General features: G+C 41.9%; 17 protein-coding genes. 12 read left to right on the forward strand and 5 right to left on the reverse strand.

The window, feature by feature from the left end:
• Positions 1 to 19 precede the first annotated feature (19 nt).
• The 12 genes from nuoH to QJ048_RS14205 all read left to right on the forward strand — a co-directional run bounded on the left by nuoH (position 20) and on the right by QJ048_RS14205 (position 11,643).
• A complete protein-coding gene (gene nuoH, locus QJ048_RS14150; RefSeq protein ID WP_282335028.1) occupies positions 20 to 1,096 on the forward strand; it encodes an NADH-quinone oxidoreductase subunit NuoH in 1,077 nt (358 codons plus the stop codon).
• Positions 1,097 to 1,176: 80 nt separating this feature from the next.
• Complete coding sequence (locus QJ048_RS14155) at positions 1,177 to 1,653, forward strand: 4Fe-4S binding protein (RefSeq protein WP_282335029.1); 477 nt, start codon at positions 1,177 to 1,179, stop codon at positions 1,651 to 1,653.
• Positions 1,653 to 2,276 (forward strand): NADH-quinone oxidoreductase subunit J family protein, encoded by a 624-nt coding sequence (locus QJ048_RS14160; protein WP_282335030.1) that lies wholly within the window; start codon positions 1,653 to 1,655, stop codon positions 2,274 to 2,276. Before QJ048_RS14155 ends, QJ048_RS14160 begins: the two co-directional genes overlap by 1 nt.
• A complete protein-coding gene (nuoK, locus tag QJ048_RS14165; protein ID WP_282335031.1) occupies positions 2,277 to 2,591 on the forward strand; it encodes an NADH-quinone oxidoreductase subunit NuoK in 315 nt (104 codons plus the stop codon).
• 191 nt (positions 2,592 to 2,782) lie between these two features.
• Positions 2,783 to 4,714 carry an NADH-quinone oxidoreductase subunit L gene (gene nuoL, locus QJ048_RS14170; protein ID WP_282335032.1) on the forward strand — a complete coding sequence of 644 codons (1,932 nt, stop codon included), beginning with the start codon at positions 2,783 to 2,785 and terminating at the stop codon, positions 4,712 to 4,714.
• Positions 4,715 to 4,722: 8 nt separating this feature from the next.
• A complete protein-coding gene (locus QJ048_RS14175; RefSeq protein ID WP_282335033.1) occupies positions 4,723 to 6,207 on the forward strand; it encodes a complex I subunit 4 family protein in 1,485 nt (494 codons plus the stop codon).
• A gap of 157 nt (positions 6,208 to 6,364) precedes the next feature.
• The gene (locus QJ048_RS14180) at positions 6,365 to 7,750 is read left to right on the forward strand and encodes an NADH-quinone oxidoreductase subunit N (RefSeq protein ID WP_282335034.1); all 1,386 of its coding nucleotides are present in this window, start codon (positions 6,365 to 6,367) and stop codon (positions 7,748 to 7,750) included.
• A gap of 81 nt (positions 7,751 to 7,831) precedes the next feature.
• The gene (locus tag QJ048_RS14185) at positions 7,832 to 8,197 is read left to right on the forward strand and encodes a hypothetical protein (RefSeq protein WP_282335035.1); all 366 of its coding nucleotides are present in this window, start codon (positions 7,832 to 7,834) and stop codon (positions 8,195 to 8,197) included.
• A 266-nt stretch (positions 8,198 to 8,463) separates the two neighbouring features.
• Complete coding sequence (locus tag QJ048_RS14190) at positions 8,464 to 9,177, forward strand: VIT1/CCC1 transporter family protein (protein WP_282335036.1); 714 nt, start codon at positions 8,464 to 8,466, stop codon at positions 9,175 to 9,177.
• A 2-nt stretch (positions 9,178 to 9,179) separates the two neighbouring features.
• On the forward strand, positions 9,180 to 9,806 hold the full coding sequence (locus QJ048_RS14195) for a hypothetical protein (RefSeq protein ID WP_282335037.1): 627 nt from the start codon (positions 9,180 to 9,182) through the stop codon (positions 9,804 to 9,806).
• Positions 9,807 to 10,014: 208 nt separating this feature from the next.
• A complete protein-coding gene (locus tag QJ048_RS14200; protein ID WP_282335038.1) occupies positions 10,015 to 10,611 on the forward strand; it encodes a hypothetical protein in 597 nt (198 codons plus the stop codon).
• A 234-nt stretch (positions 10,612 to 10,845) separates the two neighbouring features.
• Positions 10,846 to 11,643: a hypothetical protein gene (locus QJ048_RS14205; protein WP_282335039.1), complete on the forward strand. Its 798-nt coding sequence runs from the start codon at positions 10,846 to 10,848 to the stop codon at positions 11,641 to 11,643.
• Between the two features lie 138 nt (positions 11,644 to 11,781).
• Here QJ048_RS14205 and QJ048_RS14210 read toward each other — a convergent pair whose 3' ends face one another.
• Genes QJ048_RS14210 through QJ048_RS14230 form a run of 5 tightly spaced genes read right to left on the reverse strand, consistent with a single transcriptional unit; the run spans position 11,782 to position 21,310 of the window.
• Positions 11,782 to 12,675 carry a glycosyl hydrolase gene (locus QJ048_RS14210; RefSeq protein WP_282335040.1) on the reverse strand — a complete coding sequence of 298 codons (894 nt, stop codon included), beginning with the start codon at positions 12,673 to 12,675 and terminating at the stop codon, positions 11,782 to 11,784.
• A gap of 43 nt (positions 12,676 to 12,718) precedes the next feature.
• Positions 12,719 to 15,400 (reverse strand): beta strand repeat-containing protein, encoded by a 2,682-nt coding sequence (locus tag QJ048_RS14215; RefSeq protein ID WP_282335041.1) that lies wholly within the window; start codon positions 15,398 to 15,400, stop codon positions 12,719 to 12,721.
• Between the two features lie 56 nt (positions 15,401 to 15,456).
• Positions 15,457 to 16,455: a PKD domain-containing protein gene (locus QJ048_RS14220; RefSeq protein WP_282335042.1), complete on the reverse strand. Its 999-nt coding sequence runs from the start codon at positions 16,453 to 16,455 to the stop codon at positions 15,457 to 15,459.
• 29 nt (positions 16,456 to 16,484) lie between these two features.
• Positions 16,485 to 18,146 carry a RagB/SusD family nutrient uptake outer membrane protein gene (locus QJ048_RS14225; protein WP_282335043.1) on the reverse strand — a complete coding sequence of 554 codons (1,662 nt, stop codon included), beginning with the start codon at positions 18,144 to 18,146 and terminating at the stop codon, positions 16,485 to 16,487.
• 20 nt (positions 18,147 to 18,166) lie between these two features.
• Entirely contained in the window at positions 18,167 to 21,310 is a 3,144-nt protein-coding gene (locus tag QJ048_RS14230) for a SusC/RagA family TonB-linked outer membrane protein (protein ID WP_282335044.1), read from the reverse strand.
• Between the last annotated feature and the right edge of the window lie 578 nt (positions 21,311 to 21,888).

Genomic DNA, 21,888 nt, shown 5'->3' on the forward strand with positions numbered 1-21,888 from the left:
ATTCAAAACTCAAAACTCTATGTATAGTTTGCATGCCATAACAGATTCTATTCAAAACTGGTTGAGTGTCAGGTTTAGCCCGCTATGGGTGTTGATAATAGAAAGTCTTATTGTAATTGTACTGGCTATTGCCTTGTTTGCAGTTTTAGGTTTAGTACTGGTGTGGCTGGAAAGAAAAGTGGCTGCACATATGCAAATCCGTCTCGGGCCAAATCGCCTTGGGCCTGCCGGCATTTTCCAGACATCTGCCGATACACTGAAACTGATTTTGAAGGAAGGATTAACTCCCGATGGCGCAGATAAACTTTTATTCAACTTCGCACCATTTATTGTAATGATTGTGGCCATGCTGGCCCTGGCGCCCATTGCCTTTGCCAATGGCTTTCAAATATGGGACGTGAACATTGGAGTACTCTATGTATCTGCTGTTTCCTCACTTTCCGTAATAGGTATTCTGATAGCCGGATGGGCAAGTAACAACAAGTATTCATTGCTTGGTGCAATGCGCAGTGGAGCGCAGATTGTAAGTTATGAGCTTTCGGCCGGACTCTCCATTCTCACCATTGTAGTACTTACCGGCAGCCTGCAGATTTCAGATATCGTTCATGCGCAACAAAACGGCTGGTGGTTATTTAAGGGGCATATTCCCGTTATTATAGCCTTCGTTATTTTTCTTATTGCAGCAACAGCCGAAACAAACAGGGCGCCCTTCGATCTGGCAGAGGCCGAGTCGGAGCTTACTGCAGGTTTTCACACGGAATATTCGGGGATGAAGTTCGCTTTGTTTTTCCTGGCGGAGTACATCAACATATTTATTGTGTGTGCCATTGGCGCAACACTTTTCCTTGGAGGCTGGATGCCTTTCCACATAGGTGATTGGACACAGTTTAACCACGTTATGGATTATATACCATCATCTATATGGTTTTTTGGAAAAACCTTCTTTTTAATTTTTCTGATCATGTGGTTCAGGTGGACATTCCCCCGACTGAGGGTAGACCAACTGTTAACCCTCGAATGGAAATATTTGTTACCTATCAGTCTTTTCAATTTGCTGCTGGTAACGGTTATCGCGATTATGAACTGGCACTTTTAAATTAATAATTAGGAATTAACAGGGAGCTATTCATTCGTTTGCTGGACGTGAACTATTTCAAAATTATTTAAACACTAAAAATGTTTATTAAAGAATACATAACGGAAATCGCAAAGGCTACAAAGTCGCTGTGGACGGGCATGAGGCTCACGGGACATTATTTCATACGGCTAAAAACAGTTATTACAGAGCAATATCCGGATAACCGCGATACATTAAAAATGGCAGAAAGGTTTCGCGGTGAAGTTACTATGCCGCATGATGAAAACAACCAGCATGCCTGCACCGGATGTACCGCTTGCGAACTTGCCTGCCCCAATGCTACCATTAAAGTGATTACAAAGTTTGAACTGACACCGGAAAACAAAAAGAAAAAAGCATTGGACACTTTTGTTTACCACCTCGATATGTGTACACTCTGCGGCTTATGCGTGGACGCGTGCCCAACCGGAGCAATTCAGATGGGGCAAAACTTTGAACATAGTGTTTACGATCGGAGCACACTGACAAAAAAATTAAATAAACCCGGTTCCAAAATCAGAGAGGGAGTTGAATAATGGATACTTCAGCAATTATATTTTATGCCATCTCGGCTTTTACGCTCGCAATGGGTTTGATGGCAGTAACGTCATCAAAAATTTTCAGATCTGCCATTTGGCTCTTACTGTCACTGGTGGGAATTGCCGCACTCTATTTTTGGATGCAGGTGGAATTTATCGCTGCCATTCAAATCATCGTATATGTTGGCGGCATTGTTGTCCTGATCATTTTTTCCATTTTCCTGACGCAGCAGGCGGGCACAAAAATGCCAAAGCCGTCATTAAAGCGCATGATCGCATCTGCGCTGGCAGCGCTTTTCGGTCTCTTCTTTTCATTTAACCTTATTAACCATTATGGCTTTAGCAATACAGGTTCCCCGCATTTCAGCGTATCTGTAAACGATGTGGGCACGCAAATGCTAAGCACAACAGAACATGGATATATCCTGCCTTTTGAGGTTGTAAGCATGTTGCTGTTATCTGCCATGGTTGGCTGCATTGTTATTGCCATAAAGCCACCGGAAGAGCAACCGAAAAAAGACAAAGCAGAACTTGAAAACGAGCATATAGATATTCCCGAAACAGTTCAGGAATATGTGGATGCAACTATTTCCGAACCATTAATTACAACGGAGGTTTAAATGAGCACAGTACCACTGACGCATATTTTATTTGTAAGTACGGCCCTGTTCTTTACAGGAATGTACGGCTTGTTTACACGTAGAAATATGATCACCATTCTAATGTCGGTCGAATTGATATTAAATAGCGTAAACATCAATTTCGTTGCGTTCAACAAATATCTGTATCCGCAAAAAATGGAAGGGATATTTTTTACCATATTCATCATCACAATTGCAGCCGCAGAGGCAGCCGTGGCGATTGCCATTGTTATTAATTTATACAGAACACACAAATCCATTGATGTGGATGATGCAACGGAGATGAAGTGGTGAAGGAGAACGATTTCAATTAATTAATAATTAATAATTAACAATTAACAAGGCTGCCCCATTTTGAGTACGGCCTGTTGAATGTTCAACTATAGAGACGCTTAACCTTTCGTCACGAATGCTACAACTATTAATTCTTAATTATTAATTATTAATTCCCAACAAATCAATAACTGAACAGAAATATATTCTTTATGAATTATCAACAATATCTTTTACCGGTTCTCCTGCTTCCGCTGGCATGTTTTTTATTGCTGGGGTTGTTTGGAAAAAAGTATTTAAAAAACGCGTCTGGAGTTATAGGCACAGCATCGATGCTTGTGGTTACTGTGATTTCTGTGCTGGTTGCAGGTAATTACTTTTTTGCCGACGGAAAAATAGACGGAGTTTACCAGCATATCATTGCATACAAATACAGCTGGCTGGCGTTTTCGCCAACAATGTCCATTGATATGGGTGCAATTGTGGACCCTATATCAATGATGATGATAGTGGTAGTGAGTTTTATTTCGCTGATGGTTCACATATTCAGTCTTGGATACATGAAAGGAGAAGAACGTTTTGCAACATACTACGCTTATCTTTCTTTGTTCACCTTCTCCATGTTGGGGCTGGTGCTTTCATCCAACATTTTCCAGATATACATTTTCTGGGAATTGGTGGGCGCCTCTTCATTCCTGCTGATCGGTTTCTATTATAACAAACCTTCGGCGGTGGCTGCTTCAAAGAAAGCCTTTATCGTTACCCGCTTTGCTGACTTCGGGTTTTTAATAGGTATCCTGGTGCTTAGTTTTTACGGTGGCACACTGGATTTCAATACGCTCATTCAACGGCTCACTGCACCGCAATCGGGCGAGTATATCGCCATTACGACAGCCTCTTTTCTTGGCATATCCATGCTGACCTGGGGCTTAAGTCTTGTGTTTATCGGAGGCGCTGGAAAGTCGGCCATGTTTCCGCTGCACATCTGGCTGCCGGATGCCATGGAAGGACCAACACCCGTATCAGCATTAATACACGCTGCAACGATGGTGGTAGCCGGTGTTTATCTCGTAGCGAGATTGTTTCCTGTTTTCGCCATTGATGTATCGGCGTTGCAAGTTGTTACATGGGTTGGTGCCATATCAGCTTTCATTGCTGCCATTATTGCGTGCACACAAACCGACATCAAAAGGGTACTCGCCTACTCTACCATGTCGCAAATCGGTTACATGATGTTTGCGCTGGGTGTATCTCGTTATGGTGGAGAAAGCGGATTAGGTTATACCGCATCGTTGTTTCACCTCTTCACTCACGCATTCTTCAAATCATTGCTGTTCCTGGGTGCAGGTGTCATCATCCATTTTGTTCATAGCAACGATCTGAAAGACATGGGCGGCTTGCGCAAATTAATGCCTGTTACACATATCGCCTTCCTGGTGGCCTGCCTGGCCATTGCAGGTGTGCCGCCATTTGCAGGATTCTTTAGCAAGGAAGAAATTCTCACGGCTTCATTCCATTCCAACAAAGTGATTTATGGCATTGCATTGTTTACTGCAGGCCTTACCGCATTCTACATGTTCCGTTTATATTTTTCCATTTTCTGGAGAAAGGAACCTGGTGTGCATTCAACACATCATGCAGATGGTACCACTTCCATGAAAATTCCATTGATCATCCTGATGATCTGCTCTATCGGCGCAGGCTTTGTCCCCTTTACAAAAATGGTTACATCAGATGGGGTTGCGCTGGAAACACACATGGATATATTGTTTTCTCTTGTGCCTATTACCATCGTGATGCTCGCCATATTTTTTGCGGCACGCATGTACAAAAAAGAAAACGGGTCTGCCGATAAAATGGCCGCGACTTTTGGCAACTTTTACAAAGCAGCAACAAAGAAATTTTATGTTGATGAAATATATCTTTTCGTCACCCGCAAAGTTATTTTCAATCTGATTGGCCGGCCCGCAGCCTGGATAGACAGGAACATCATCGATGCCTTTGTGAACGGAGTGGCCACTGCTACCGGTTCCATTTCTGTTTTTATAAAAGGATGGCAGTCCGGTAAAGTGCAGACATATGCTTTGTGCTTTTTTTCTGGTATTGCAGGATTGGCAATTTTATTTATTTATCTCTGGAAATAGTTTGTCGTATGAACTTAACTCTTCTTATTGTAGTACCATTTCTTACAGCAATTGCTATTCTTTTTTGTAAAGGATTAAAGCAGGTGAGATCAGTATCATTCGCCGGTGCTGTTGCACAACTTGTACTGGTTGGTTTTCTGCTGACGGCATACTGGCAACAGCATGCTTCAGGCAGTACGCAGTTTTTGTTCGAATCGATTGTTACGTGGTTCAAGCCACTCAATATTAATTATCATGTGGGTGTTGATGGCATATCTGTTGCCATGATCATTCTCACTGCCTTGGTGGTTCTTGCGGGCACCCTTGTTTCGTGGACAACGGAACAGTTGAGCAAAGAATTTTTCTTCCTGTTAATGTTGTTAAGCACAGGTGCATATGGTTTCTTTATTTCACTCGATCTTTTCACTATGTTCTTCTTCCTGGAAGTGGCAGTTGTTCCCAAGTTCTTACTGATCGGCATTTGGGGAAGCGGAAAGAAAGAGTACAGCGCCATGAAGCTGGCACTAATGCTTATGGCAGGTTCGGCATTAGTATTTGTGGGGCTTGCAGGCATTTATTTTCATACGCACACATTTGATGTGGTGCAGATTGCAGGAATGCAAATTCCATTATCCGTTCAGAAAATGTTTTTCCCTTTTGCATTTATCGGCTTCGGCATTTTTACTGCTTTGTTTCCCTTTCATACATGGGTACCAGATGGTCACTCCTCTGCACCAACAGCAGCATCAATGTTTTTAGCGGGCATATCAATGAAACTCGGTGGTTATGGCTGCTTGCGTGTTGCTACGTATTTAATGCCGGATGCCGCACACGCCTATTCATGGATTATTATTTTGCTGGCAACCATCGCTATCATTTATGGGGCGTTCGCGACCATGATGCAAACGGACCTGAAATACATCAATGCCTATTCTTCAGTTAGCCATTGTGGATTTGTGTTACTTGGTATTGGCATGCTTACGAGAACTTCCATTAATGGTGCGGTATTGCAAATGGTATCGCACGGCCTGATGACGGCCCTTTTCTTCGCTGCAATCGGTATGATCTACAGCCGCACACATACGAGGCAGGTAGCACAATTAGGTGGCCTGCTAAAAGTAACGCCGTTTATCTCTACCGTATTTATAATTGCAGGTTTTTGCTCACTGGGGCTTCCGGGCTTTAGTGGCTTTGTAGCTGAAATGACGGTGTTTATGGGCTCATGGCAAAACCCTGATGGGTGGTACCGTTTTGCTACTATCCTCGCCTGCGCTTCTATAGTGGTGACGGCAGTGTATATATTACGGGCAACAGGCAGATCAATTATGGGACCATTAAACGCATCACACGCTAAATTAACCGACGCAACATGGAATGAAAAACTGGCTGCCGGTATTTTGATTGCAGGCATCGTAATAATGGGCCTTGCGCCTTTTTTACTTACAAAGTTGATAACGCCTTCAACAGATATTATTATGAATAAGGTATTGACAATAATGACAATTCAAAAGTAAAAAGTAAGAAATCAAAGTACTATGAAGTTTGAGGCGCTAATATTTAAAAAAGAATAAGCCTACCAGCCTTAAACATTTTTGACTTTTGATTTTTGATTTTACACTTTTAACTAAACAATGTAAACGAGTAACAATGTGGACTGATTTTTTAATACTCATGAAACAAGAAATGGCCGTGGTCGCCATGGTTTTCATACTACTGTTTATGAAACTGGGAAAAGACAGAAGCAACGAAAGTTATATGAACGTGATCAATGTATTGCTTTTGCTTAATCTTATCCTGGGTTTCGTATGCAATCGTGAAGGCATATTGTTTAATGAAATGTTCCGTACCAATAAGTTGATAGTACTTGAAAAAAATATTCTCAACCTTGCGATGCTCATCATTTCGCTGCAATCGTGGTCATGGCTAAAGACGCATAAACATGTGCCGGAATTTTATATACTACTGTTGTCCTCACTGCTGGGCATGTTCTTTATGATCTCTTCGGGCAATCTTCTCATGTTTTACCTCGGCCTTGAGATGTCGACCATTCCTGTGGCAGCAGCAGTAAATTTCGACCTGGCAAAGAGACGTTCATCCGAAGGCGCCATGAAGTTAATTTTTTCATCCGCATTTTCATCCGCCTGCTTGTTATTTGGTATTTCCATGTTGTATGGTACTACCGGTACACTGGTATTTACTGAACTGCCACAGCATATAAGCAATAATCCATTGCAGCTGTTTGCCTTTATATTAATCATTGCAGGATTTGCTTTTAAAATTTCAGTAGCTCCTTTTCACCTGTGGACGGCGGATGTATATGAAGGCGCTCCGGTATCAGTAACTTCATTTTTATCTGTCATATCAAAAGGTGCAGTACTCTTTGTATTCGTATCAGTGCTATACACAGTATTCAGCCCATTGGCGAAAGTATGGTACAACATGATTTTCATCTTGTCGTTACTCACTATAGCTATAGGCAACTTGTTTGCCATCCGGCAGGAAAACTTCAAGCGCTTTCTTGCCTTTTCTTCCATTGCTCAGGTAGGCTTTATACTGGTGGGTGTATCAGGAGGAACGGATATTTCAACCACCTCTGTTATCTACTTTGTATTGATCTATGTTTTCTCGAACCTTGCTGCATTTGGCGTAGTATCAGTGGTAACGTCTGCGACGGGAAAAGAAAATATCAGCGACTACAAGGGACTCTACAAAACCAATCCTGCGTTATCATGGGTGTTGGCAATAGCCATGTTTTCACTGGCCGGTGTGCCGCCAACAGCAGGATTTTTCGGTAAGTTCTTTTTACTGATAGCAGGTGCAGGCAAAGGAAATTATATCTTGATAAGCATCGCTGCTTTAAACATTATTATCTCGCTTTATTATTATTTGCGGGTAGTAAAAGCAATTTTCATGGATGCAAATTCAACACCACTTCCTTCCGTGCGCATACCGCTTATGTCAAAGCTGGCATTTGCCGTATGTATTGCCGGAGTTATATCAATAGGTGTTGCAAGCCCTGTATATGATTATATCTATTCGCTGATAGTACTAAACTAGTGTTAAGCAAAAAAATAAAACGTTGTGAGGTGGCTTTCCTAATTTCTATTTCCTAATTCCTAATTCCTAATTAATCTTTCCATGGCTATTAATAAAAATCACGAGTTTGATGATCTGCAGGGAGTAAAATGTGCGATTGTAGAAAAAAACGTTTTACAGGAACGTGCTGATTTCCTGAAAACACTTCTTGAAACCAATGGATATACAGTGATAGTAGCTCCTGCGCCACCGCCAAAAGCCGCGCCTACTGCCGCTGAAGAAGGATCGCCTGCAACGCCGGTCAGTTTTATTGTTGGCGTTACCGATGTTACTTTTAGCGCTGTATTGGCTGTTTTTGGACGACAGCTGCGTACAAAAGATGGCCACGTTGTATCACTGGCATACTGGCAGCAAAAAGAAGCCGTATCAAACGACGAAGTGCCTTATTACGAGAAGAGTAGCACCTGACAACCTAAGCATGTAGAACTTTTAACTACGAACAAAAAAAGAGGAGGCCGGAAGCCTCCATCTTCATGTTGCACATGCGACAAAAAAAACAATTTAGGTCAGCGAGTGTTCTATCGATCTACCCTCGTTACCGGTATTAAACTTTATCCTCAAAACAATCACGGGCAAAAATTGTTATAATAAAGACATTTTACTTCGAGATAGTCGCACCTAAGACTATCTGATTTTGCGGAATAAACGGAGTTTATAATAAAACAACCCCGCCCATGGCCGATACAAACCTATATAATTCTTCAAGAACCAGTCTCAAAGACGAGCACCCACCACGTGCATTGCAGAAAGGAAGAAGGTTGTTAAACCCTGTTGACAGAATTTCTGAAATTGTTTTTGGATTGATCATGGCGCTTAGTTTTACCTGCACCATTAGTGTTGTTGAATCAGGCAAAGCCGATGTAAAAGACGTTCTTATCGGTGCTATCGGATGTAATCTTGCGTGGGGATTGGTAGATGCCATTATGTTTGTTTTAACCGGCCTTGCGGAGCAAGGTCGCGGCAGGATGATTCTTCGCTATATACGCTCAACCAGTACGCCGGAAAAAGCAAGAGAAGCAATTTCAGATGCGTTACCACCTGTTGTTTCTGCTGCAATGAAAAATGAGGACTTTGAAACTGTCCGTAAACGGTTATTAGATCTTCCGGAATCAAGTTTGCGTGTGCGGATAAAAACAACAGATATAAAAATGGCGCTCGGCGTTTTCCTGCTGGTATTTCTCTCTACTTTTCCTGTGGCAATTCCATTTAAATTCATTGACGATATCAAGCTGGCAATGCGTGTTTCCAATGGAATAGCAATAGTGCTGATGTTCGTCGGAGGATGGATGCTTGCAGGTTATAGCGGTTACAACAAATGGCGCATGGGACTTTTCATGGTTCTGCTTGGAATATTACTTGTTGCTATTACCATTTTTCTCGGAGGCTGATTATGCATAAAATATTCATACTTTTTATTTTCTATTTTCTGCGAAACATTGCGACTGCTCAAGATAAACCTGTCGATTCAACGCAGGCCAAATGGACCTTTTCGGCCTCAGGTTATTACTATTTTATTCCCGAAGAAAAAAACACGGGCACGCTTATCGGATATGCGGATCATAAATCTTTACATTTAGAAGCAAGATATAATTATGAAGATTTGAAAACTGTTTCTGCATTTGCCGGATGGCGTTTTGAAACCGGGGAAAAATTTCAGTTTGCTGCCACCCCTATGGTGGGCTTAGCAGCCGGAAATTCGAACGGTCTTATACCGGCATTGGAACTGGAAGCTTCTTATAAAATTTTTGATCTGTACTCCGAAAGCGAATACCTGATAGACTTTGCAGACAAAGGCAATAATTTCTTTTACGTATGGTCAGAACTGGCAGTGACTCCAATCAACAGTCTTCGAACGGGCATTTCAATACAGCGAACACGTTTATACCAAACGAGTCTCGACACACAGCGCGGTATTTTTGCTGAATATTCATTCTGGAAACTTACCGCAGGTGTATATTATTTCAACCCCTTCTCCATCGACAATTTTGTTATTGCATCATTAAGTATCTATTTTTGAATGCTATAAACTGAGACAATTTGAGTTGTCAATTGTTATTGTTTATGATACTCACGTAAATCGCTATTCGAATTTAAAACGCTATATCTTTTTTAATTATGTTCTTTGTATAAAACGCGATCCGTTATTTTGATTATGTCCACAGCAATTTGCGTAATTTGTAGTCCATTGCCACGATAGAATAAAAACATGCGCAAAAAGGTCTGCTATGAACATCCTTATTTATTTTTTTGTCTTTCTCTCCTCTCTTGTCGTGGATCTTGTGCCTTTTATCGGCCCTCCGGCATGGATCGTGATGGTTTTTTTCCAGGTAAAATTTGACCTGAATATTTGGTTTGTGCTCATTACAGGCGTTGCGGGATCTGCAATGGGAAGATACTTGTATAGTGGCTATATATATTTGCTATCCAAACGTTTTCTCAAACCTGAAAAAAAGGATGATCTGCAATTTATTGGAGGGAAGCTAGCAGATAATAACTGGAAGGTTCAACTCTTTGTGTTGCTTTATACACTCATGCCCCTCCCATCCACTCCTTTGTTTACAGTGGCGGGGAGTTCCGGGGTAAAAACTTCATATTTGATCCCGGCTTTTATTGTTGGCAAATTTATTAGCGATGCCGTTATGGTCTTCACCGGTGATTATGTAGCAAACAATTTTAATGATATTATTCATGGTATTCTAACCTGGAAGGTTTTCCTGGGAACGTCTATTGGTATACTTTTGATATGCCTTTTTTTATTTACAGACTGGAAAAAATTATTACAGGAGAAAAAATTCAGAATCAATTTTAACATCTGGAAATAACTGGTGAAACACACATCAACCTGATGATTATCGGGCTATCTGGGATGGCCAGATGAGCATAATCAAATACAGCAATGATCGCCATCATTTTATAAAACAACATCGTTTAGTAGATTAGTAGACGAATTTCAACTTCTTTCTCTTCTCCTCCCAGTATCCTGCCGCAAAAAAGCAAAAGATATCAGTACCTTATTTAAAGCGCATTTTATTCTTACATCTTTAAATGCAAGGGTTATGAAAAAGATATTATTAACGCTAGTCGCAACAATTGCAACATTTTATTTTTTAGCCTGCAAGAAAATTATTGATCAAATAAATAAAAATCCAACACAAACATTTCAGTTCTGCGACATCAAAAAATTCAAGATATGGTATAGGGACTCCTACTATGAATTTACAGTCTATTACAACAAAGCTGGCCAGCCGAAAGATGTAGTTGGTAAATATCCCGACATACCCGGAAACTTTGCTGAAAATGATCAGCATTTTAGATACGATAAACAGAGCCGCCTTACAGACTGGCTCGTTGAGCCTGCCGGGCAACAGCATGCCTGGCTATGGCACACTTATCACTACTTATCTCCTACAAAAGTTGTAGACACGCTTTATAATTGCTGGTACTACGATTCGTACATTACCGATAGTCACCCTCCATATAACAGCGCCCTTACAAATACAAGATACCTGAACTTCGATAACTCCGGAAGAATTTCAACAGTTACGGATCCTGTCAGTAATTATACTCAATTTTTTTTGTATGATGCAAATGGAAATTCAAATATGTATTCAGCTTACGACTCAGCAATAAATATCCGGCGAACCAATAAAATTTGGATGTTTGTTAGTTTAGATTACAGTTTGCATAACCCTACGGCTCTGCCATGGGGCACATACCATTTCGAATACAACCCCTACCTGTTGCCTGCAAGCTGGACTTTTTCAGATCCTTATGGCGGTCCTTTTATGTCCTCTTTTGCGGCAAATAAAATGGAAATAGAATATGATTGTAACGGAGTTCCCAAATATTATTGAGTACTCGCGGCGAAAAGCTAAGATCATTATTCCTCAAACTATAAAGCTTAAACCTTACCCTTCTTTTGAGAACAATGTTTACCAAAAAAAAAGATAACCACCTTGTTCGGGTGGTTATCTTTTTTTAGAATGAATATTTTACTGTCCTACTGTTTTATAATAGTTACCCAAATTTGTTGGGGCGCCGTTCTTATCCACCAGCATTGACGTCCAAAGGCCGGCCATTGTGGGCGATCCGCTGAACCATGAATAGCGGAACACCGCATCCATCGATTCATAAGAGTTTAGCACCTGGGGCATAAAGTTTGCAAGTATCCAGTCGGAAGAATAGTGGTTTGTTTCAGGATGTCCGCTGGTCGCATTGTCATCACGTGGCGCAAATTCGGTTATCCATACACGTTTTGAATATTTGTTGTAAATATTACTTACCTGGGTTGCGTAAGTGGAAGGACTTTGTCCCATATAAATATGCAGGGCAATATAATCCACTCTCAGGTTGCGCTGTTGTACACCTTGCATGAATTGATCGAACCATGCAGCACCAGGCCAGCTCACTGCGGGACTTACCAATTTAATACCCGGATCAAGTTTGTTGCACAATGTTTCCCAATCATCCAATGCCTGCGATACACTCATGTTTGATTCTGCAGTAAGATCTGGTTCATTAAAACCAAGTACAAAGAAAATCTTACCATCACGATACATCTGGTTCACTACGTCAATATTTGCCTGTGTTACGTTCGTATGGCTCCAGAACATTGGAACAAACTCAATTCCTTTCGGCGCATCCGGATCAAGACCTGTAGTAGTGCCCCAGGTATAATACCAGTTTGCATTGAGGTTTTTTATATTGTCGGCCCAAAAACCAGTACTGGTTCCTGTGCTAAACGCAGCTCCACGTTTTTTGGTAGTAAATGTAGCACTGCCGTTACCGCTTTGTTTAGCCAGTGGCAAATCGCTTATAAGCTGACTTTTGGTGCAGGATGATGCCAGGATCATCAACAGCATACCAAGTGTTATATTCATTTTCATTTGACTGTCGTTATTTGTTGTCAAAAAATGTTTTATTCAAAAATTAAGGAGTTGGCAAAGTGCCATTGTAGCCTGCATTTTTCAAAGCAGGATTACCGCCGCTCATCTGCCAGATATTGGTAAAATCAAAACCTAAACCCTGATAGAAAGACTGCGTTAAATCTGTTGTTAATTTGGTTCCACCATCTAAACCGCCTGCATTGTCAACAGGCGTTGCAATACCCGTTACTGCTGCCGCATAGTTCGTAGCGTTTACTCCGGTTCCATTTGCTGCCGTACCCACAACACGTTGCAGATATGGTGTAGCAGAAGAAGAACCGATGGTTGCATTTACCACTACACAGTTTGAAGCATAGCCATTGTTTTGGAAAGTACTTGCAATCCCTGCATTCGCCAAACCGGTAGCGGTGATGCCACCGAGAGTAGCACCAATTACAACACAATTTGAGGTAGCTCCTTTACCGGTACCGTTAATTCCTCCGGCCGCCCCTGTATTTACTACCCCTCCCACATTTAATGTAGAACCGCTTACCAAACAGTTACGCACGTTGGCAGCCACACCGCCAATACCGCCCATAGAGAAACAGTTGGTAATATTACCGGTAAACAAGCATTCATCAATTCGCATGTTGTCGTTGTTGTTTGCACCAAAGATGCCGCCAACACCATTCGTACCACCTGCAGCTACGCCTGTAATTACAACTGAAGAAGCGCAGTTTTTAATCGTTACTGCAGATTCGCCTCTGCCCAGTATTCCACCAATTCTGCTTTTCGCTGCTGTAATACTGATATTTCCTTTTGCTGTACAATAAGAAATTTCACTGGCATTGGTTGATGATTTGCCAACAATACCACCAACCATTCCACTGGAAGAAGTGATGGAAAGATTAGTAGCACACTGTGTAACTTTACCAGCTGTTAATTCTCCTACCACACCACCTGTTATGTCACTCGTGTTTGTGCTAACCAGTGTACCTGCGACAGTTACGTTTTGAACAGTTCCGGAATTTGTACCAGCAACTAAACCAAAAGCAACCGCTGTTGTCATATTAACACCAGTGAATTGTATGTTTTTAATAGTGCCTGTATTGGTAACAACAAATGCACCTTTTGTAGCAAAAGCTCCTGACAGACCACTCAAGCTGAAACCTGCTCCATCTACAGTACCACCGAAAGTTGTGATGGCTGTCCACGGATTGGTTACAGTAATATCATTCATGAATTTTACTGATGCATTCGGATAGTTCGCCATTGTAGAATTTAATTGATCCTGGTCCTTTACCATGTAAGGATCACCTGTAGTACCGCTGCCACTTTCATACATGCTTTTTGAACTGATGGCAATCGTACGCGCAGTTGTCTTTACATTGGCTCCTGCACCTGTTTGTGCGAGGCTCATTGCCACGGTAATATTACCGGGCGTAAACGTGCCGCCAGACTTATCCGCTGTTATATTTCCTGTAGTTGTATTGTATGTAATAGCAGCTCCTGTTGGGTTTGCCGTTGTGTTTACATATACATCTTTAGGTGTTACACCTAATGGCACCGATGCAGAATTAGTACCCATTGTAATGTTGATAACTGTTGGAAAACTACTGCCAACTGCCAGTATGCGGGTGTCTTTTGCACTACCAGCTGCTGTTGAAAGCGCTATTGTGTTGCTACCTGTAACCGCAACACCCGAAGCATCGCAATTGGTAAATGCGACTTCGCTGTTTGCTGCTATACCTGCTACTACATTGTTTGCAGTAACTGAACCGGTCAGCGTAAGATTTTTCACTACCGCTGCCGCACCTGCATAACCAAAGAATGACTGGTTGTCAAGTGTTGGCTGGTTGATAGCATATTTTATCGTTTGTCCATTGCCGTCAAATGAACCTGTGAACGGTGCGGCAGATGTTCCGATCGGGCTCCAGTTTTGACTCGAAGCGTCTATAGTCGCTATTACTTTATAAGCCTTATTCAATCCGTATTGTACACGGTTTAGATCGTTCAATGATGCAATTTCATAAGGATGAGCAATAGAGCCATCTCCAGCCGAAAACGCCGATACAGGGATTTTTACTGTTACAGCAGGTCTTGCACCAAAACTTGCAACTGCTATCACCGTGTCACTTAAAAATTGAGCGGTTGGAGTAAGCGTAAGTGTGCCTTTACCAGTATAAGGATCAGCAACAACATTTGTTGTAAGGCCCTGGATAGTATTGCTGTTACTTACTAAAATAGCAGCAGGGGTTGGATCCACTGTAAAGCTTATTTGCTTAATAGCTGACAACGATGTGATCGCTGTATTATCTATAGTAAAATGAATGACACCATTAGGATCCGGATCCTGAGCCACGGCAACAGAAACAGTAGTGTTATAAATTTTACTGTTGTACATTATTTTTATAGGCAGGTAAGTCACCTTCAATTCAACAGGAGTACCTGATACCGGTACTTTTACAGCACCGCTGTCTTTCTTTAATGTAACTGTGGTAGCAGGAATATACATACCATTTACTGTGTCAGCACTTATAGTAGCGGTACCGCCTCCGCAGTTTTCATAAAGGATAACGGCCTGGCTCGTTGATGCAAGTTTGGTCGCTTGTACGAAGCTGCCTTCCGCATAACATCCTTCCGTGTTTATATCAAATGTCCTTGCAAATTTGTTATCGTCATTTTTACGGCAGGCAAGCGCACACACCAGCACTGTAAAAAGAGAAAATATAATTAGTTTTTTCATGGGCCCTAACATTTATACTTTAAAATGTGTTCCATTAATTAATTTATTCGTCAAGCTTAGTCATGATCTGCAAATCCCGCTCTGCACAATACAATTTGTCTTGTAGCACCATCTGAACAAGATTTCCAAACGACCATTTTATCTGCGTTTATTGATTTCACCTGGTAGTCTGAACTCCAATCCGTGAAGTAGGATAGAAAACCGCCACCTGATGAGAATATCAGGCTATAGTTTCCGGCACCATCTTTTAACAATGACCAACCCATATTTTTAGGAGGTGTACAATAAACAATATAATCGCCGGTAGCTCCGGGTACTATTGATGAAACCGGCACCGCTCCGGTTGATTGCCATGCGCCGTTAGTACGCAGTAAAGTGTAAATGCCTTTGCCTGCATCAGCACCGGAAGAGATAGCGTTAGAAGCTGCGCAGCTTGTACCGTGATTGCGATATTCAAAAGCAAAACCATCTTTATCTGTAAGCTTGAAAATAAGACTGTCGTCATACATACCGGCACCGTACTTGTTATTAGCACGATTATTATAGCCATTGGCACCATCTGCCGGAAGTGCGGCCCAATCTCCGTTTCCGCCTTTTTGAGGATTCTTGATCAGGTGTCCTGTAATCATAGAATCTACTACCCATACTTTGCCACCGGGATTATTAATACCACCTGTAAGCAACGTATAAATGCTGTCTTTCAGTAAATCATAATTGCTTTTCAAAACAGGAATTACGATGGATACGATATTGGTTTTCCCTCCGCTGCCATAAGCGTTTAATGTTACAGTGTAGTTGCCTGGCGATGGATATTGAACACGTGCCGAACTCGCACCATTTACTTTGGCACCATTTCCAAGGTCCCAGTATCCAATTACATTGCCGGGGTTCGCGGTCAATATGTAGGTGTTGGGCAAACTATCGGGTGTTACAACAATGCGCAGATCATCTATTTTGGGATCCAATGAAATGGGCGCTTGTGGCCTGCACGCCGCCATTGCAGTAATAAGCAGAATGCAGAAAGTTGAATGTATATTGAAAATATTTTTTTTCATGTATAAAATGATTAAAGATTATGAAACCATTAATAGCCTGGATTTTGTATAAAAACTCCATTCGATTGAGTAATCTCATACTGAGGTATTGGCAACAGTCCTGCACGCTGTTTATTATATTTAACACTAAAGTCGCCTGCTTCGCCGTTGTTTAAAACAGACGCGGCATAGTCCTGACCTTTTCTCAATACATCCCAATAACGGACACCCTCAAGTGACAATTCAAATACTCTTTCATCATCTATCATCGTTTGTGTAAGCTGGCTTGCAGTAGTTGTTACAGAACCAACGCCCATTGCACGTTCGCGAACACGTTTGTAATAAGTCAATGCTGCGTTTTTATCACCATAATTCAAATTCAGTTCTGCTGCCATCAACAACACGTCTGCAAAACGTATCACGGGGTTATCGTTAGGATAATTTAACTCGCGGGAACCTCCAGCAGCGTTGTTATACGTAATTGGTGCAAACTTCCTGCAAAAATATCCTGTGTTCTGATATCCTTTTGTGTATTTAAGCGCTTCGCCGTCATCGCCGGTTACGGTGCTTGCATTGGCGTTGATAAGGGTAGCGAAACGGCGCGGGTCCTTTGGATCAAATTTGTCAAAAAGTTTTTTGCTTACTGGCGCGAATGACCAGCCGGCAGCGTATGTACCACTTATGTCACGCATGCCCCACAAAATAACCGCCTGGTTTCCCATGCAACCTTCCCTGTTGCCCCAGTCGCCCCATTTTGATAAAGCCGAATACTGAACTTCAAACACACTTTCAACATTGTTTTTATTAGCTACATCAAACAGAGGTGTTACACCGCGCTTAGTACCTGCAGTCACATTTGTTTTGTCGTATGCATTTGGCATCAGATCGTTGCCACTGTTATTGATCACATCATTGCCGATAGCAATAATATCTTGTGTAGTAACACCCGGCAGTTGAGGTTTGCCATAATAGCCGGTGTAGTACAACCACACACGCATCAACAAGGCCTGCGCAGCAGCTTTAGACACTCTTCCTTTACTTTCTGCAGCAATGACAATCGCAGATTTTGGAAGCGCATCGGTTGTACCATCAGTTAGTTTCGCATTGATCGCGTCGCGCAGATCAATGCCAATTTGTTTGTAGATCTCTTCAGGAGCCACTTGTTTTTGAGCGCCATCTGCTGCTGTATATTGTCTGAGCAACAATGGCACATTGCCAAACAAACGAACAAGATCGAAATAATAATACGCTCTCAAAAATTTAGCTTCAGCTTCATACTGTGGTTTTAGGTCAGGGTGCTCAAATGGTATATTGGGCAACTTATCGAGGAGTATATTGCTGCGTTTTAACCCGGTGAAATATTTGCTCCACAATGCTTCCGGTCCGGGATCGGTAACAAATTCCTGAAACTGGTCAAGACGTACTGTTGCAGGAATATCAGTCGCATTGGCTCCGCCTCCATAACAATAGTCGCCCATTACTTCACTAACAAGTGAGAAGGCCACATTCTGTGCACTGCCGCCTGCGGTACTTGGCGCATCATAAGTAAGTACGCTATAAGCAGATGTTAAAGCCTGAAAAGCATCAGTTTCATTGCGGTAAAAATTGTCTGCGGTTTGCTGCATCGTCGGATCGATGTTCAAAGATTTTGCACATCCTGCCAACGCAGTTAAAGCAAATCCGGATGCAAAAAATATATTTCTAATTTTCATTTTTGTATAGTTTGCGATCGTTACAGATTAATATTACAACCTACGGTAATGGTGCGTGGATGTGGATATACACCATAGTCCACTCCTGTGCTCATAGGGCTGCCGCCAATTTCAGGATCCCATCCGTAGTATTTGGTAAATGTGAAAAGGTTCTGTGCTGCACCATATACTTTTATGCTTTGGAAGTATTTGAATGGGCGATTGAATGTGTAACCAAGTGACACATTGCGCACGCGCCAGTAAGAACCATCTTTTACATAGAAGTCAGAAACACTTGACCACGATTGGTTCTGGTCATTTTGTGTAACACGTGGAATGCTATTCGAAGTACCTTCTCCATGCCAGCGACCCAGCACCCAATTTGCATAATTGCTCATTGGAAGATCCACTCGGCGAAGTACACTGAAGACTTGGTTGCCTGTTGCGAAGCTGTTATTAATGGTAAGATCGAAACCGTGATAACCCAGGTTCAGATTAAAACCTCCGGTCCAATCAGGATTAGGATTACCCAGATCAACTTTATCATTCTCATTAATTACACCATCTCCGTTTGTATCCTGAAATTTAAAATCGCCGGGTTGTGCTTTAGGTTGAACAAGATTTTTTACACCTGTTTTAATATCACTGTACACATAGTTATTGATCTCGTCCTGGTTCTGAAAAATGCCCATTGTTTTCAATCCCCAGAAATAAGCCATCGGGTGGCCAACTTCCATTCTTGTAATTGGCGAGGAACCAAAACCCTGCATGGTAACGCCACCTACAAAGCCAGAGCCATTATCAACTTTTGTAACGGTATTTTTATTATACGCCGCATTGGCATTAACATCTAAAAGCACCTGCCCTATTTTCTTTTTGTACGACAATGACAGCTCTATTCCTTTGTTGTTAACATTGCCTACATTTTTTGTTGGGAAAGATCTTGGTCCATCTCCATACATCAAAAGATCCTTAGCGATCATCAGGAGATCCTTTGTTGTTTTGGAATAAATATCAATTGTCGCAGTGAAATCATTCAGGAACACAAGGTCAACACCAATATTGGATTGCTCAACCGTTTCCCATTTCAAAGCCGGATTAGGTGTTTTTAAAGGATCTGCTCCCGTTGCAATGGATTGCGATGCAGACTGGCTTCCATACGCATAACCCATTGCATAAGTAGAGATGGTTGATAAATACTGGAAGTCGCCAATATTATCGTTACCATTTCTTCCCCACCCTGCTCTTAGTTTCAGGTTGTTGATCCACGCAATATCCTTCATGAATTTTTCATTGCTTAAGTTCCATCCGGCAGATACTGAGGGGAATGTACCATACTTGTTGTTCGGTCCAAAACGGGATGAACCATCGCGACGAAATATTGCAGTAAACATGAAGCGGTTATCGTATGAATAGTTTACTCTTCCAAAATAAGAGAACCATGATGCTTCGTAATTGCCGTTCACTAACGGACCACCACTAACAGATGGAGCTGCCGAAGATGCCATGCTCAACCATGCATAGTTAGGATCATCAATGATGAGGTCGTTACGACTGCCGCTCATTGCTAATGGAGTGTAGTGCTGAGAGCTTGTACCTACTAGCGCAGTGATATCATGGTTACCAAGTTTTTTGATGTATGTCAAAGTATTATCCCATGTCAGTGTGCGCACTTCGCTCATAGATTGTCCGGCTCCTGTATGCGTAGTTCCGGTTGTTGAGTTCAGTTTATAAATAGGAGTATAGCTTTTAGAACCGTCCCATGTAAAGTTTGCAGTTCCGGCCGTTTTAATTCTGAAATCTCTAAGAAATTTCAGTTCTGCAAAACCGGTACCCATCATTTTGGTATACCAGGAAGGACTATTGTTAAAATAAATGCGGGCAACAGGGTTTACTACTTCCTGCGATACATAATTTGAAGCGGCAAATCCACCGTATTCCTTACCATGAGAGAGAGTAAGTGTGGTATCATAAACCGGTGTCAGCGGATCCATATTCAATGCACCAACCAGCGGGCCGGCAGTAAGGCTGTTTTGCGTTACTGACTGTTTCTGCACGCGGGAAATGGTCACATTCGCACCAGTTGTCAATGCATCATTAAGAAATTTGCGATCAGCTGTAATGTTGAATGTGTAACGCTCAAACTGTGATTTGCCTTTCGCCAATATACCGTTTTGAGAAAAATAGGCGCCAGACATGCTGTAGGAAGATTGTTTGTCGCCACCCCGTAATGAAATCTGGTGTTGCATTACCGGCGCATTGCGATACAATACGGCTTCCTGCCAGTCTGTTCCTTTGTATTTGCTATAATAGTCCAGGTCTTCAGCACTAAAAGGCAGTTTGGATTGTCCACCGTTAGCGGCAGCTTCATTTTGAATAACAGTATATTCATGGGCGTCCAGCACTGGAATTTTGCGTGCTATATTCTGCCATCCGTAATAGCTGTTATACTGCACGGTGCTTTTACCGGGCAAACCCTTTTTGGTAGTGATAATGATAACGCCATTTCCTCCTCTTGCTCCATAAATGGCGCTTGATGCGGCATCTTTCATTACTTCCAATGATTCGATGTCGGTAGGACTTAAATATTCAATGTCTCCTACAATAACACCGTCTACAATGTAAAGTGGCTGTGCGGTGCCATTTGTTCCTACTCCACGGATGCGAATGGACATTCCGGTTCCGGGCTGGCCACTATTAGCAGTTACAGTAACTCCGGCCGCCTTGCCCTGCAATGCGTCATCAGCACGCATGGCGCCCGGTTGCACCAGATCCGCTCCTTTTATGGACGTAATGGCCCCGGTTACAAGACTTCTTTTTTGTGTGCCGTAACCAACGACTACCACTTCATTCATCGCCTGCGCAGCTGGTGACAGCGTCACATCCACATTGTTGGTGCCTTTTACAGACACTTCTTTGTCCTTCATACCTACACTGGAAACTACAAGCGTTTCTGTTCCGGAAGGTACCTTAAGTGCAAAATGACCTAAGGCATCTGTGGTGGTGCCTACGGTAATTTTTCCTTTTACATATACTGAAACTCCGGTAATGGGGGCATTATCGTTCTGACCTTTTATTGTGCCCGTGATGGTCCTGCTTTCCTGCGCGAAGGACGTTCTGCTCACAGAAAATACGCAGGTAATAAACAGCAGTAGATAGAGGAAGCGTTTGGTACGGCTTTTCATATACAAGCTTTTGTTAAAAAAAATGTTAAAGCAAAGATATCGGAAACAGTTTTCAAATAAAAAGGATTTATATCATAAAATATTGATTATTATGCACTTGCAAATAGTTCAATACGCTTTAATCGCATTTGCAATTCGGATTTATTTTTTGATTGTCAATGCTTTTGGTCCGACTTTTTCCGACGGGTGAAAAACTTTGATACGCCAGAAAAACTTTATTTTTTCTAAAAAAACCTGGTCTGGAATCGGAACTTTGGTGGGTAAGTTGAACTGTGGAGTTATTTATAGCAGAAACTTGCTGCAATCTTACCTTTTTCGTTTAAAAAAAGGCATGATCCACCTCACTAAAAGACATTTAAAGCATTGTCTTATTAAGCAGCAAGGCAGAAACTTTTGTACACTACCGTAGATTCTTATATCAATGTCGTTTAGTTAGGCGATATCGCTGTTTGCCATATTAATGTCCTACGCCCGCCCGCGCCGGATCGGACGGGGACAAAAAGCTCCTCTCCGCAATATTTCCTATTGATATTAATGCCCTATGGGCAATAGAACTTTTCCCGCAGGAAAAAATATCA

The sequence above is a fragment of the Pinibacter soli genome, from assembly GCF_029961145.1.
GTDB lineage: Bacteria > Bacteroidota > Bacteroidia > Chitinophagales > Chitinophagaceae > Pinibacter > Pinibacter soli.

Coding starts and splice junctions, on each gene's coding strand:
- nuoH (WP_282335028.1), top strand. CDS start 20: ATGTATAGTTTGCATGCCATAACAGATTCTATTCAAAACTGGTTGAGT.
- QJ048_RS14155 (WP_282335029.1), top strand. CDS start 1,177: ATGTTTATTAAAGAATACATAACGGAAATCGCAAAGGCTACAAAGTCG.
- QJ048_RS14160 (WP_282335030.1), top strand. CDS start 1,653: ATGGATACTTCAGCAATTATATTTTATGCCATCTCGGCTTTTACGCTC.
- nuoK (WP_282335031.1), top strand. CDS start 2,277: ATGAGCACAGTACCACTGACGCATATTTTATTTGTAAGTACGGCCCTG.
- nuoL (WP_282335032.1), top strand. CDS start 2,783: ATGAATTATCAACAATATCTTTTACCGGTTCTCCTGCTTCCGCTGGCA.
- QJ048_RS14175 (WP_282335033.1), top strand. CDS start 4,723: ATGAACTTAACTCTTCTTATTGTAGTACCATTTCTTACAGCAATTGCT.
- QJ048_RS14180 (WP_282335034.1), top strand. CDS start 6,365: ATGAAACAAGAAATGGCCGTGGTCGCCATGGTTTTCATACTACTGTTT.
- QJ048_RS14185 (WP_282335035.1), top strand. CDS start 7,832: ATGGCTATTAATAAAAATCACGAGTTTGATGATCTGCAGGGAGTAAAA.
- QJ048_RS14190 (WP_282335036.1), top strand. CDS start 8,464: ATGGCCGATACAAACCTATATAATTCTTCAAGAACCAGTCTCAAAGAC.
- QJ048_RS14195 (WP_282335037.1), top strand. CDS start 9,180: ATGCATAAAATATTCATACTTTTTATTTTCTATTTTCTGCGAAACATT.
- QJ048_RS14200 (WP_282335038.1), top strand. CDS start 10,015: ATGAACATCCTTATTTATTTTTTTGTCTTTCTCTCCTCTCTTGTCGTG.
- QJ048_RS14205 (WP_282335039.1), top strand. CDS start 10,846: ATGAAAAAGATATTATTAACGCTAGTCGCAACAATTGCAACATTTTAT.
- QJ048_RS14210 (WP_282335040.1), bottom strand. CDS start 12,675: ATGAAAATGAATATAACACTTGGTATGCTGTTGATGATCCTGGCATCA.
- QJ048_RS14215 (WP_282335041.1), bottom strand. CDS start 15,400: ATGAAAAAACTAATTATATTTTCTCTTTTTACAGTGCTGGTGTGTGCG.
- QJ048_RS14220 (WP_282335042.1), bottom strand. CDS start 16,455: ATGAAAAAAAATATTTTCAATATACATTCAACTTTCTGCATTCTGCTT.
- QJ048_RS14225 (WP_282335043.1), bottom strand. CDS start 18,146: ATGAAAATTAGAAATATATTTTTTGCATCCGGATTTGCTTTAACTGCG.
- QJ048_RS14230 (WP_282335044.1), bottom strand. CDS start 21,310: ATGAAAAGCCGTACCAAACGCTTCCTCTATCTACTGCTGTTTATTACC.